Source organism: Chishuiella sp. (assembly GCF_032109125.1).
Classification (GTDB): domain Bacteria; phylum Bacteroidota; class Bacteroidia; order Flavobacteriales; family Weeksellaceae; genus Empedobacter.
In genome coordinates, this window is sequence record NZ_DAMCLZ010000001.1 from 269,286 (window position 1) to 282,187 (window position 12,902).

Here is a 12,902-nt window from a genome sequence, read left to right on the forward strand (position 1 = left end):
ATGTTAACACAACTTATAGAAAACCTAGAAAATTATCAATTAAAAGGAAACTTTATTTTTAAACAAAATTCCAAACTGAGTGGAATTTGTAACATTCCAAATACAAATGAATTAGCAGGCTTGTATCTATTTTATGATGATGATACCAACGAGCTACTTTATATTGGCATTAGTGGTAGAACATCTAAAGAAGGAAATATCGTTTTTAGAAAAGATGGTTTAAGAGGTCGTTTTTTAAAAGGAAAACAATTTGGAGATTTTCGTCGTAATTCTTTACCAAAACAGATGGTTATAGAAAGTATTAATTCTTTAAAAATTAAATGGTATGGAACATATCATTCAGAGTGTTTTGATCATCCAAGAGCTTTAGAAGTTAACTTACTTCAAACTTTTTTAAAGGAAAATAATCGATTACCACGTTGGAACAAAGAAATTTAATTAAACTAGAGGTTATGCTGTAATATTAGTAGATGGTAGACCAATTTGTATTCCATCAAATAAAGGTTTTTAATCTATATAAAAACCAATTGAACAGTATATTATCTTAAAAAGAAGGCTAAAATATCCTCTAAAAAGGAATATACAACTACTGAAATTATTAATTCGTGGACTTGTAATTTTAGTTTTTTGGAAGAAGATATAGATCAATTAAAAACTGAATTTGAAACAATTTGTTATCAAATGGAATTAGTATTAATACAGATGGATTATAATAATTATAAAAGAGTAAAATAAAATTAATCAAATGGCAACTCTATTTAAAGACGTAAAATATAATTTAAACTCATTAATTCAAAATATCGATTTAGGTACAATAGGATTACCTGATATTCAACGCCCTTTCGTATGGAAAGATACCAAAGTAAGGGATTTGTTTGATAGTTTATACAAAGGTTATCCTGTTGGCTATTTTCTGTTTTGGGAAAATGCTAATATTGATGGAGTTAAAGGGATTGGAACAGATGAAAAACAAAAATTTGCTAATCTATTAATTGTTGATGGTCAACAACGTTTAACTTCATTATATGCCGTTTTGAAAGGGCAGGAGGTGATCCGAGAAAATTACGAAACAGCTCGTATCATTATTACTTTTAATCCTTTGGAAGAAAAGTTTGAAGTACCAGATGCAGCGATACGTAAAAACCCAAGGTATTATCAAAATATTTCAGATTTATGGCAACCGAATATTAATATCTTTAAGGTAATTATGGATTTTGTTACGAATTTAAAAAATCATATCGAAGTTTCAGATGAATTAGAAACTAAAATTCAAGAAGCTTTTATGCGTTTAAAAAATTTAGAAAATTATCCATTTTCTGTATTAGAACTTTCGCAAGAAATTAATGAAGAACAAGTAGCAGACGTTTTTGTGCGTATTAATTCGGAAGGAAAAGCTTTAAATCAAGCTGACTTTATCTTAACTTTAATGAGTGTGTTTTGGGATGAAGGTCGTACAAATTTAGAAAATTTTTGTCGTGATGCGAGAAAACCAACTACAACCAATGCAACCCCATTTAATTATCTTATTGTTCCAAAACCCGAACAAATGCTACGTGCATCTGTTGGTTTAGCTTTTAGACGTGCACGTTTACAGTATATTTATAGTATTTTACGAGGAAAAGATTTAGATACAGGATTATTTAGTGAAGAAAGACGCGAGTTACAATTTGAAAAACTAAAAGTTGCTCAAAAACATGCCTTAGATATACAGCATTGGCACGAGTTTATTAAAGCTCTAAAACAAGCAGGATATAATAACGAAAGTTTTATATCATCAAATAATAATATTTTATATTCTTATGTATTCTTCTTAATCGGACGTGTCGATTTTAAAGTAGATTTATTTGAATTAAAGAAATTAATAGCCAAATGGTTTTTTATGTGTACGATAACAGGTCGTTATACAGGATCACCAGAAACAGCAATGGAAATGGATTTAGCTAAATTTAGATCAATAACCAATGCTCAAGAGTTTATAGATGAATTAAATACCGTCATAGATTCACAATTGACAAATGATTTTTGGAGTGTTACTTTACCTTTAGATTTAGCTACTTCATCATTTCGTTCTCCTTCTTTATTTGCTTACTATGCATCATTAAACATTTTAAATGCATTGGGCTTATTTTCTAAATTACAAGTAAAAGAATTATTAGAGTCAGGATTACGTGCTAATAAGTCGCCTTTAGAGCGTCACCATTTATTTCCAAAAGCTTGGTTAATGCGTAACGGTGTGACGGAGAGTAGGGATTATAATCAAATTGCTAATTTTGCTTTAGTAGAATGGAGCGATAATATTGCGATAAGCGATAAAGAGCCTAAAGTTTATTTGTCATACTACAAAGAACGCTTTGATGATGCAGAATATAAACAAATGGAGTTTTGGCATGCTTTACCAACTGATTGGGAATTGATGGATTATAAAACTTTTTTATTAGAACGTAGAAAGTTAATTGCTGAAGTAGTAAAAGTTGCTTATCAAAAATTGAATTAAAAAAAATGAATAATCACGAACTATATTCTTATTTTTCATTATTGGAGAACAAGTTAGATTTTATCAACGAGATGAAAACTAATTTTAATAATAAGCTTGCTTTGGGGTTTAATTCTTTTGATTTTTGGAAATTAAATGAAAATAAAGTTTCTCAAATTCTTTGCTTTTTTTTAGATCCTAATAAAGAGCATGGACAAGAAGATTTATATTTAAAACTTTTTTTTAAAGAATTTCATATCAAATTACCCATTACATATAGTAATGATTTAATTGTTAAATGTGAGCAATTAACTAATACAAACAGACGAATAGATTTATTTATCCATGATAAAAGAAACAATGCTATTATAAGTATTGAAAATAAAATTGAGTATACTACAATTGACGGAATTAATCAAGTCAACGATTATATCACTTACATTAAAAGTATAAGTGATGATAATCAATATCTTCAAATTTATCTTGCGCCAAAGTATAAGGAACTCTCTTATCTAAGTTTTGACCAATCTTTATACACAAATAAGGAAATAGAACAACATTTTAAAAAATTAAATTATGAAGATGATCTAATTCCTTTAATTCATCAATTTGGATTACATACAGAAAATGAAAGAGTTCGCTCATTTTTATTTGATTTTGAAAAAGCATTAAAAAAGAAATACATGGGAATAGAAGATATTAATGAACAAAGTACTATTAAATCATATCTGCTAGAAAACGAAAAACATTTAGCAATATCTATAAAAATAGCAGATACATTGCCAACAATATTAAGTAATTTACAAGAACAGTTCTGGCTACAGATGGAAGAAATTGCTAACGAACTTAAATTGGAAATGAATGAAAGTAAAGATGCTTGGTATGTTTTTGAAAATCGTAATTATGTAGTTTGTGTAGAAATTGATGCTAACGAATTAGCGTATGGTATTTTTACTACCACAAAGGATCATGAATTTGAAAAGCAATTCTATAAAATAATTTTAGAAAATCTCAAATCATCAAACAGTTGGCCTATATATAGAACAAGATTTAGTAAACCGTTTCAAGCTGATTTTTATACTTCTATTTATAATCATTCTCTAAAAGAAGAAATAAAATCATTTATCTTACAACTAAAAAAATTAAAAATTCAATAAATAATACCCCATTAATTAATGGGGTATTTATATTCTCTTATTTCTCAGGAATTTTCACAGTAACATCTCCAATAAATTCTTCTTTATAACCTTTTACCGTCATCATATGAGTAAAAGGCAATAAATCAATTTCTATCGAACTTCCATTAAAAGTTTCTCCTTCTAAATCCAAAGTTCCGTTGTAATTCAACGTTTCTTTTATTTTTTCTAATTGTTCATCAGACAATTCTATTGTAATTGTTGGCATATTTTGTTCTTCTTAATTTATTTACTAAAGATAATTATTTATAAAGCCAAACTATGTCTTCGAATATTTTTTTTAAAAAATTTAAACCACTATCATTATCTGATAGTAGTCAGGTTATAAGTTTGCTTCATAATTATAAATAAACATATTATGAAGTTAGAATTTCATTATGAAGTCGAAACAGTTTTCGATCAAAAGAAAGAAAAAGTAACAATCAATTCGTTTGATAACGAAGACCCTTTAATTTCCCGAAAAGATGCATTTTCTTTTTTAAGAAATTATATCAATATTCTAAAACACGAAGGACAAGTTATAGTTAAAACAAAAGAATCAAGCGTACGAAATCAAGCTCAATTTAGATACGATTCTCGTACACCAAACTTCGAACATAATCTACAAGCTTGTTTTGTAAGCCATTTGATTTTTAAAGATCAAAGATTAAACAATGGGCTTAAAATTTATCTTGTTGTTGATAAATCTAATCATGAAAATATCAAAAATGATGAACGATTATTAATTTATCAATTGGGTAATTACACAAAACAATCTTTGGATGAAATGCTAAACGGTTTGGTTAAAGAATATTACATTCATTCCATAATTGATACTTGCATACACCGAAATACACAAGAAATTGATATTTCTGCCTTTTGGTATTTCATTAACAAAGAATCATTAGAATCTCGAATTATTTCTATTTTAAAAACTCCTATTCATTTTGATTCTTCTTATTTTGGTAAATTATTTTCTGTTTTTAATCCCAAAAAAATATTTCCTTTTAAATTGATTAAAGATCATTATGTTGGGTATTACGAAGATGATTTTATCAAATTAGAAAATTTTGATTTTAAGGACGTCTTTAAAGACGCTTCTTCTTTATTTTATACTTCAGGTGGATTACTTGCTCTAAAAATTGATTCGCTGAATGGAGAGAAAGAAGCTACTCAACTTTTAACTGAGTTTAATACGTTTTTTACAAATATGTATTTTTATAAAGCTTTAAAAAATATTGAATATAAAGTGGTTAATTGTAAAAATAAAAAAGGTGAATTATTCTTGTGTTTATTGATAGAGCATTATACAACCAAAGATCATTTTACACCTAAAATTCCAACCAAATTATATTATCGCAAAAATGGTTATAGAGAATGTATAACTGATGTAAACGAAATCTTAATCTATTTAAATCAAAACTTATAAAAAATAAAAGTATGCTAACAGATAAAATTGAAGAAGAAATTAAAAAGGTAAAAAGAAGAGTTCCAAAATGGTTTCGAGAAGGAGAAACTCAAATCAATAGTTTAATACTTTTTAAATATTTAGAATTACACAAGGAAGGAAAACCAATTTCGAAAAATCGATTGAAATATGAATGTGAAGAATTTGTGAATTTTGATGGAAATTTTAATCAAATGGTAAATTTTGGTGAAAAAAATCATGCTAAAGTATTCCATATAATCAATGGAAAAGTTGTTTTATGGAAACCTGTTTCAGAATTCATTCTGTTTGAATATGAAAAAATTAAATAATTCTATTGATTTCTCAAATAAGCATCTTTCAAAATTTTAGAAACTTCATGACGTAAGCTAACTGGCTTAACTACATTTAAACTCCACGCTCGTGACATGATTTCCATGATAAAATCGGGCGTGGTTTTTAATTTTAAAGTTACACGAACACCATTTTCTGTCTTTTCAATCATTTGAGAATGATGAATAGGAAAACTTTTAATGTAATTTCCATCTCGTTGATCAAATTCTAATATAATTTCCTCTACTTCTTTATTTTCAGCATCAAACATAGCAAATAATGAGTCATATTTAGCCTTAATTTCGTTTAGTGTATATTTTGGAGAAAAATTGATTCCAAAATAAGTAACAGCAGAAATTCTGTCAAAACCAAAAGCTCGTAAACCTTTATCTAATTTATGGTCATTTCCAATAATATACCATCTTTCTTTACTTTCTTTTATTGCCAAAGGCTCGATTGTACGGACTTCGGTTTCATTTGTATCATACTTTGAGTAACTAAATTGAATAACATGTTTGTTATTGATATGAGAAACTACATTACTAATTTGATTTAATCCTAATGATTTTCTATCCGAAATCCAAAAAATATCTGGTAAAGCATTCGCTTGCGTCAAAATGGAAAACATCTCATAGTAATCTAAGGAAGATTCAAGTAAGCCAACTTGATCAGAAGAATCAATATAATATTGATATTTTTTATTGCATTTTAGATCAATTCCTAATTCCTCTCGAATTTTTAATTTATCTCGATCAAATTGTTGTACATTATAAATTTCATCAGGAAATTGATTTTTTATATGAGATATAATATCTTTTTTAAGAGGTAATATTCTCTTTACATTACATTCATTGATGTATTGTACTACTTGAATTATGCGGATTGTAGGTATTGTTTTTCTCATTAAGTAAATGTATTCTTATTTTAAGAATTAAAAGATAAAAAAAAGTGCAACTAATGGCATATTTGATAATTTAAAGTATTAGAAGTAAAATTACTGCAATATAATGTACTAATAAGAACGTTTTAAATAAAACTTTTTAATATGTGGATTTTAGATATTCTATTTTTAAAATACACAACTTAAAACATCCGTTATTTTATACAAAACAACTCAAATTGTATAGAATAACGGACATTTATTTTAGAATTAATGATTTTCTTAGTTTCTTGAATCAACGCTGAAAACTATTCTAAATAATTACGCAAAATTCAAAGAATATGATTTTAATGCATTATAAATTAACTAATTAATCTAATTGCTTCTGAATTTCTTCATTTTTTATTTTACGATGTGATGCATTGTACACACATTTTCCATCTTTTATAATAAGGATTTGTGGTGATTCGTGTAGAACATTGTAACGGCGTTCAACCTCATTAGAGAGAGGTCTATACGTTAATAAATCTAAATAATTCAATTCGAAATCGCTTTCTTTTACAATATCCCAAATAGGCTCGTAAACGTAGAAAATTAACAGCAATTCAAATTGCCGAATGTGCTGGTATTTCTAGATCAACATTAAGTTTAATAGAAAAAGGAGGATTTAGTGTTGCTATGGGAGCTTATTTTAATGTTTTAAGAGTATTAGGTTTACATGATGATTTCTTTCAATTAGCAGCAGCAGATGAGTTTGGTAGAAAATTACAAGATATAGAATTACTGTAATTACATTTTTTAAATTAAATTTTGTCACAAATTTTCACTAAATTTGTGACATGGAATTAACCAAAAATAAAATGAAATCATCTAAAAATCAAATAGAAACAAAGATTTCAAAATCATCTTTTGGCGAAATATTTTTTTTAGATGATTTCTCAAAATATGGCTCTTCAGATAACATCCGTAAAGTACTTTCTCGTTTAGAAAATGAAGGTTTAGTTGAGCGTTTAGCTCAAGGTATTTATCTTAAACCTAAAAAAGATCCGTTGTTAGGTACTATTTATCCCACAACTGAAGAAATCGCGAAACAAATCGCACAACGAGATAAGACACGTATTTCTCCCACAGGAGTTTTGGCTTTATATTTATTAGGTTTAACAACTCAGATTCCTTTAAAAGCTGTGTATCTAACAGATGGATCACAACGTGAAATCAAAATAGGAAATCGTACCATTCAATTCAAAAAAACAGTTCCTAAAAGCTTTGCTATTAAAGATGAATTGTTACACTTAATTGTTCAGGCTTTTAAAGAAATAGGTCAAAAAAAGGTGACAGATGAATTCTTAAATCAAATACAACCTAGCGTGCAACAATTGAATAATGAAGTAGTTCAAAAACAATTAAAGTACGTTCCTGTTTGGATTCAAAAACAAATTATTAATCTAACGAAAGACAGTAACAATGTGGATTAACCTTACGAAAGAACAAAAAATTCAGATACTTGAGCAAACAGGTATAGCCAAAGGTTTACCAGCGTTTGTAATAGAGAAAGATTGGTGGGTTTGTATTTTGTTGAAAGCTATTTTTCAATCTCAATATGCTGATTCAATTATCTTTAAAGGTGGGACATCTTTAAGTAAAGCTTATCATTTAATTGATCGATTTTCTGAAGATATAGATTTAATTATTGATCGGCATTTATTAGGATTTGAAGAATTAAATTCAAAATCTCAAATTTAAAAATTACGAAAAGCTTCAGGTGGATTTATTATCAATGAGTTTAGAGAAGAATTAATTCAGCAATTGGATCAATTAGGAATTAGCAAAGAATTATATGAAATCAAATACAACGAACATGTTGATGATACTACTGATCCCAATACATTAGAAATTCATTATCATTCCGTAGTTCCTGTCAACAATGCTTATATTCAACAAAGAGTATTATTAGAAATTGGTGCAAGATCTTTAACAGAGCCATCTGAAACAAAATCTATTATTTCTTTTATTGATGAAAACTATAAAAATTTACCTTTTACTGAACCTGATTTTAATGTCCAAGTAGTAATTCCAACACGTACTTTTATTGAAAAAGTTTTATTACTTCATGAAGAATTTTCAAAACCCATAGACAAAATCAGAACAGATAGATTAACTCGTCACTTTTATGATTTAGACAAAATGATGCAAGCAGATTTTGGTGAAAAAGCTATAGCTGATGACAATTTATTTCAGACTATTGTAGATCATCGTAAAACAGTAAATCCATTAAGAGGTTTAGATTATTCTAATCACGAAAAAGGAAAATTAAGCATTATTCCTCCTGATGAAATTCTATCAAAATGGGAACAGGATTATAAAACAATGCAAGAACATATGATTGTTGGAGATAGTTTGAGCTGGTTAAATTTGTTAGATCAAATGAAAAAGATTCAAGAATTATTTAATCAATAAATTTTATGTCGAGATAATAAAAGTGCAATTAATTGCACTTTTTAGGGTTTAATATAAGTTATGAATATAATTGGTATCAGTTAGTGGCATATATAGCACTATTTAAATAATTCTCAATACTGATAGATTACAAATTAACTAATTGATCTAATTGCTTCTGAATTTCTTCATTTTTTATTTTACGATGTGATGCATTGTATACACATTTTCCATCTTTTATAATAAGTATTTGTGGAGATTCGTGTAGAACATTGTAACGGCGTTCAATCTCATTAGAGAGTGATCTATACGTTAATAAATCTAAATAATTCAATTCAAAATCGCTTTCTTTTACAATATCCCAAATAATATCACATAGTCCACAAGTTGTACTGTGTTTATAAATAATTTTTGGTTGATTAAAAGATGCTTGATCAATTTGGTCTAAGTGATCTAAAGTTGTAATATCTATTTTTTTCATTTTTGTTTCTATTATTTCAGTTATAAAATTACGTCGAAAAGTAGGAATAACCTATAAAATGATAAATTATAAAAAAGAAAATAAAGTTTCTTCAAATTGTTTTAATGTTCGTAAACCAACACCCGAAATTTCAGCTAATGTTTCTTGTGTAATAGCTAAAACTTTACGACGTTTTTTTATCTGTTTAATTAATAATAGTGTCATATAATGCACTAATTAATATTGTTTTTTAAAATTGTATAATAATTTTTCAATATTCTCTTTTCCTACAGGATTTTGACTGTGAACGATAAATTCAGGTAGTTTTAATTGATAATCTAGACAATAATTTACTAAAAATTTAGCACAATCGTAACCCGTTTCTTCTAATCCTAAATCATGATCAAACGATATAAAATCTGGAATTCCTTTATTTTGTATAAAATCAATAAACTCTTTATAAGAATACACTCTTTGATATCCTATTGGTGTAGTTCGTAGATCATCTATATATAGCTTTACCAATGCATTATTTTTCATTAACAGTATATCTTTTATTTGTCAATTCCATTAAATGTAATTTTTTAAATCGTTCATTAAAAGCTAATTCATATTGTTGTAAATTAATTAATCGGGTTACTTCTTCTTGATTAAATTCATTTTGATTTTCAATTTTATCTATCATTCTTGATTGATAATTCTTTTGATCAAAATACCTAAAAATATTCTCGAATAATTCGAAATTATTTAAAGAAATTGTTCTTTTAAGTGTATAATTCCATAGTCTAGTTTGTTCGTTTTGAATTGATCGTTCCACTTTACGAATTTGTATGTGTAAATTTCTAGCTCTAGAGTAGCATTTTATTTGTAAAGCATGTTTTTTTTCAGATTGTAATTCTGTTCGAAGTAACTCTAAATTTCTAATTTTTATCATAACTAAATTTTTTGTTTTTTTTTAAAGAAACATTAATTAAAAAAAGAGCTTTTAATAAAGCTCTTTTTCTAGTATAAATTTTCTTAGCTGATGAAGTTCGTTAATTTTAATCGTTAATTTTTCGCAATTATCTTGTAAAAAAAGATTATCAATTTCCTTATTAACAATTGATAATTGAGTTGATATTTTGGTGTACAAAAGGGATTTATAATTGAGCTGATCAAAATATTTGTAAATTTCAATGAGATAATCAATGTTATTAGTATTTACTTTTACTGATAAAGTGTAATTCCAAAGCTTTTCTTGTTCTTGTAATATCTCTTTATTTAATTGTTTTAGTTGTATATGACTATTCCTTGCTTTTACATAATTCTTACAATAAATTGCATGTTTTTTATCAACTTGAAGTTCTACTCGAATTAATTCTAAATGTTTGATTTTCTTTGTTTCCATAATTTTAAAAAAATAAATTACAAGCAAGTTTTTTCAACGTCTAAAAACCACGTCTATTAATTATTCTACTTCATTACTAATTCTTTGAAACAATTTAATCACTTCTTCATTATTTGTATATTTTTCTAAAATAGCCGATAGTTTATTTATTAGAACTTCTGAATTATTCGCAATTTCCCAAGCCGCTTCTTCCTCGGTTTCAAACTTGATATTATCTTTTAAAATCATAACATAATTATCAGTATTGTCTAAATAATCAAAGTCAGCAGAAAAAATACTTTTAAACTTATCTTTATATTCATTTTTATGGGTATAAAAATCACTTTTCCATATCTGTAATCCTTTAAATGGTTCATAAATAAAACAGATTTGATTCCAGTCTCCAAAAGTCTATCTAAAGTCATTATAATATTTAGCTTGATAATAATCTCTATCAAAATAAAATCTATTTGTATTAAAGATTATTCGACCTAATTTATCTGAGAATAAGTTTAACCATTCTTTTTTTAAATCATTAATCTCAGCAAGAGTTTTATTCAAAGTTTTCCAATCTTCTTTGTTATTATTTTCTTTAAAGTAATTATTTAAGTTTTCCATATAAAATTTATTTTTTAGTGATTGTTTATCCCAAAATTGGATGTAGTTCAATAAAAAGAATTTAAACCAACTGTTTTCTTCAAGTATATCAGCACATTCTGTTAGCCAATCTCTTAATTCAGTAACAAATGACCAATTTGTAATAAAACCTTTTGTTTCATCCAATTTTTGATAATCTAAACTAATATTATCTGGTTTTTGTAATGACAATTCTGTGTAAGTTTTCTCACTAAATCCACTGAGATAAACCAAACGTGATATTTGCTTATTTTCAGCTTTATCCAAATCTTTATCATGAAATGTGTAAATATGATCATACCAATAGCGATACAATTGATTTGCTTGATCTTTGGCTTCATTGGATTTATTCTCAATGACGACACAAATTCTTTTTGGACTTGTTGCTTTAATTACAATATCAGAATTCTTATCTTCTGAGGTAATTTCCCAATTGTACTTTATATTTTCATCATAATCTATTCCTATTTTATTGAGAAACGAATTCAAAAAAAATGTTCCTAAACCATGATTAGCAGATGGATTTAAAAAGTATGCTACGATTTTAGAATGTTTTGTTTCTGTAATTCCAAAAACAGAATGCATAAAATCAAAAACATTGAACTCATCACCTTTGGTTTCTTTTTCGCTCCATTGCTTTTCTATTGCTTTATATTTTTCAATAAAATCCAATATTAATTTATTATTCATTTATAGATAGTTAAATATTATTTAGTATATATTTTATATAAATTATTTATTGTTGTTTTCATTTCTTCTCGATAAAAACTTGGTTCTAATACTTCACAATAATCTCCAAATTTTAAAATTTCCATTTTCAATTCATGTGTTGGATGAACAAATAAATTTACCGTAAATGTATTAGCGTCTTTATTGATAATTTCTTGAGAATGATGCAATGGTAAAGATGTTAAATAATTGAATTGCGTATTATCAAACCGTAAAATAACATTTATAGGATCATAATAGTTTTCAATTCCAAAAGCATGTTGATATATTTCATTTATATCATAGGTTGCTGGAGAAAATTTCTCGTCTAAAATTCTAAAATTGGATATTCTGTCCAATCCATAATTTCTTATTTCTTTTTTATCAATATCATAAGCTATTAAATAGAATCTTTTCATCGCTTCTTTTATCGCAATTGGAGAACATTTTCTTTTTGTCGCTTCACCCCAATAACTGTTCAGTGTAAATGATAAAACATATTTATTTTCAATGGCTTCAATAATGTCATTTAAATAATCTGTACCTCCTGTTTGTTTACGATCCAAATGTATATATTTATTTATATTTTTAGATTGTTGTAAAATATTCATTAAAGTAATTGATTCTAATAATTTATCTTTATAAATATCATCAACTACTTTTTCAATCTTATATACCCTTTGCTTTTTATCATATTCTATTTCATAACCAAATAATTCTTCAATACTATGAAAATCACGTCGAATTGTTTTTTCATTTCTAATATAATTAGAATTTAATCTTGATAAATAATCTTGAATCTCAATCATTGTTGATGGATTATTTTTTAGAAATCGAATGACGTTATACATACGTTGTATAGAATAGCTATTTGACATAAAATTATTTTTGACAAATATATCTATAGACTCGTACATTTTATGTCCTCTTTAAAAAATAATTAATAATCGTTATAAAACTTTTTAATAGATAGATTTGTGATATTTTAGGAAAACAAAATCAAATGAAA

Annotated in this window: 17 protein-coding genes and 1 pseudogene; 7 read left to right on the top strand and 11 right to left on the bottom strand. The window is 26.2% G+C overall.

From position 1 onward, the window contains the following. The 3 genes from RT575_RS01150 to RT575_RS01160 all read left to right on the top strand — a co-directional run bounded on the left by RT575_RS01150 (nt 1) and on the right by RT575_RS01160 (nt 3,630). Nucleotides 1–438 (top strand): hypothetical protein, encoded by a 438-nt coding sequence (locus RT575_RS01150; RefSeq protein ID WP_313578160.1) that lies wholly within the window; start codon nt 1–3, stop codon nt 436–438. Between the two features lie 307 nt (nt 439–745). After that, a complete protein-coding gene (locus RT575_RS01155; RefSeq protein ID WP_313578162.1) occupies nt 746–2,494 on the top strand; it encodes a DUF262 domain-containing protein in 1,749 nt (582 codons plus the stop codon). Between the two features lie 5 nt (nt 2,495–2,499). Then, complete coding sequence (locus tag RT575_RS01160; RefSeq protein ID WP_313578164.1) at nt 2,500–3,630, top strand: PD-(D/E)XK nuclease family protein; 1,131 nt, start codon at nt 2,500–2,502, stop codon at nt 3,628–3,630. Nucleotides 3,631–3,667: 37 nt separating this feature from the next. Here the strand turns inward: RT575_RS01160 and RT575_RS01165 are convergent, their stop codons facing one another. Further along, nucleotides 3,668–3,877, bottom strand: a complete 210-nt coding sequence (locus RT575_RS01165; protein WP_313578166.1) for a hypothetical protein — start codon at nt 3,875–3,877, stop codon at nt 3,668–3,670. 150 nt (nt 3,878–4,027) lie between these two features. Between RT575_RS01165 and RT575_RS01170 the strand changes: the two genes are divergently transcribed. Together RT575_RS01170 and RT575_RS01175 are read left to right on the top strand one after the other, a co-directional pair. Next, nucleotides 4,028–5,077 carry a hypothetical protein gene (locus tag RT575_RS01170; RefSeq protein WP_313578168.1) on the top strand — a complete coding sequence of 350 codons (1,050 nt, stop codon included), beginning with the start codon at nt 4,028–4,030 and terminating at the stop codon, nt 5,075–5,077. Between the two features lie 11 nt (nt 5,078–5,088). Continuing rightward, nucleotides 5,089–5,406: a hypothetical protein gene (locus RT575_RS01175; protein WP_313375252.1), complete on the top strand. Its 318-nt coding sequence runs from the start codon at nt 5,089–5,091 to the stop codon at nt 5,404–5,406. Nucleotides 5,407–5,408: 2 nt separating this feature from the next. Here RT575_RS01175 and RT575_RS01180 read toward each other — a convergent pair whose 3' ends face one another. Beyond that, nucleotides 5,409–6,311: a WYL domain-containing protein gene (locus RT575_RS01180; RefSeq protein ID WP_313578170.1), complete on the bottom strand. Its 903-nt coding sequence runs from the start codon at nt 6,309–6,311 to the stop codon at nt 5,409–5,411. A gap of 346 nt (nt 6,312–6,657) precedes the next feature. Continuing rightward, on the bottom strand, nt 6,658–6,891 hold the full coding sequence (locus RT575_RS01185) for a monothiol bacilliredoxin BrxC family protein (protein ID WP_313578172.1): 234 nt from the start codon (nt 6,889–6,891) through the stop codon (nt 6,658–6,660). Between the two features lie 256 nt (nt 6,892–7,147). Here RT575_RS01185 and RT575_RS01190 point away from each other — a divergent pair, with 256 nt between their 5' ends. Both RT575_RS01190 and RT575_RS01195 read left to right on the top strand, forming a co-directional pair. Next, nucleotides 7,148–7,762 carry a DUF6088 family protein gene (locus RT575_RS01190; protein ID WP_313578174.1) on the top strand — a complete coding sequence of 205 codons (615 nt, stop codon included), beginning with the start codon at nt 7,148–7,150 and terminating at the stop codon, nt 7,760–7,762. Continuing rightward, a pseudogene (locus RT575_RS01195) lies at nt 7,752–8,744 on the top strand (nucleotidyl transferase AbiEii/AbiGii toxin family protein). The gene RT575_RS01190 and the pseudogene RT575_RS01195 overlap by 11 nt, the downstream one beginning before the upstream one ends. A gap of 127 nt (nt 8,745–8,871) precedes the next feature. Here the strand turns inward: RT575_RS01195 and ytxJ are convergent. From ytxJ to RT575_RS01235, 8 genes are all read right to left on the bottom strand, one after another. Then, complete coding sequence (gene ytxJ, locus RT575_RS01200; RefSeq protein WP_313578176.1) at nt 8,872–9,204, bottom strand: bacillithiol system redox-active protein YtxJ; 333 nt, start codon at nt 9,202–9,204, stop codon at nt 8,872–8,874. A gap of 66 nt (nt 9,205–9,270) precedes the next feature. After that, the gene (locus tag RT575_RS01205; RefSeq protein WP_313578178.1) at nt 9,271–9,408 is read right to left on the bottom strand and encodes a hypothetical protein; all 138 of its coding nucleotides are present in this window, start codon (nt 9,406–9,408) and stop codon (nt 9,271–9,273) included. 12 nt (nt 9,409–9,420) lie between these two features. Continuing rightward, entirely contained in the window at nt 9,421–9,723 is a 303-nt protein-coding gene (locus tag RT575_RS01210; RefSeq protein WP_313578180.1) for a cyclic-phosphate processing receiver domain-containing protein, read from the bottom strand. Then, the gene (locus RT575_RS01215) at nt 9,713–10,117 is read right to left on the bottom strand and encodes a hypothetical protein (RefSeq protein ID WP_313578182.1); all 405 of its coding nucleotides are present in this window, start codon (nt 10,115–10,117) and stop codon (nt 9,713–9,715) included. Before RT575_RS01215 ends, RT575_RS01210 begins: the two co-directional genes overlap by 11 nt. 51 nt (nt 10,118–10,168) lie before the next feature. Continuing rightward, nucleotides 10,169–10,570: a hypothetical protein gene (locus RT575_RS01220; protein ID WP_313578184.1), complete on the bottom strand. Its 402-nt coding sequence runs from the start codon at nt 10,568–10,570 to the stop codon at nt 10,169–10,171. Nucleotides 10,571–10,630: 60 nt separating this feature from the next. After that, a complete protein-coding gene (locus RT575_RS01225) occupies nt 10,631–10,798 on the bottom strand; it encodes a hypothetical protein (protein WP_313578186.1) in 168 nt (55 codons plus the stop codon). Nucleotides 10,799–10,960: 162 nt separating this feature from the next. Then, entirely contained in the window at nt 10,961–11,875 is a 915-nt protein-coding gene (locus RT575_RS01230) for a PD-(D/E)XK nuclease family protein (protein WP_313578187.1), read from the bottom strand. Between the two features lie 17 nt (nt 11,876–11,892). After that, nucleotides 11,893–12,771, bottom strand: coding sequence for a WYL domain-containing protein (locus RT575_RS01235; protein ID WP_313578188.1), 879 nt, complete (start codon nt 12,769–12,771; stop codon nt 11,893–11,895). Between the last annotated feature and the right edge of the window lie 131 nt (nt 12,772–12,902).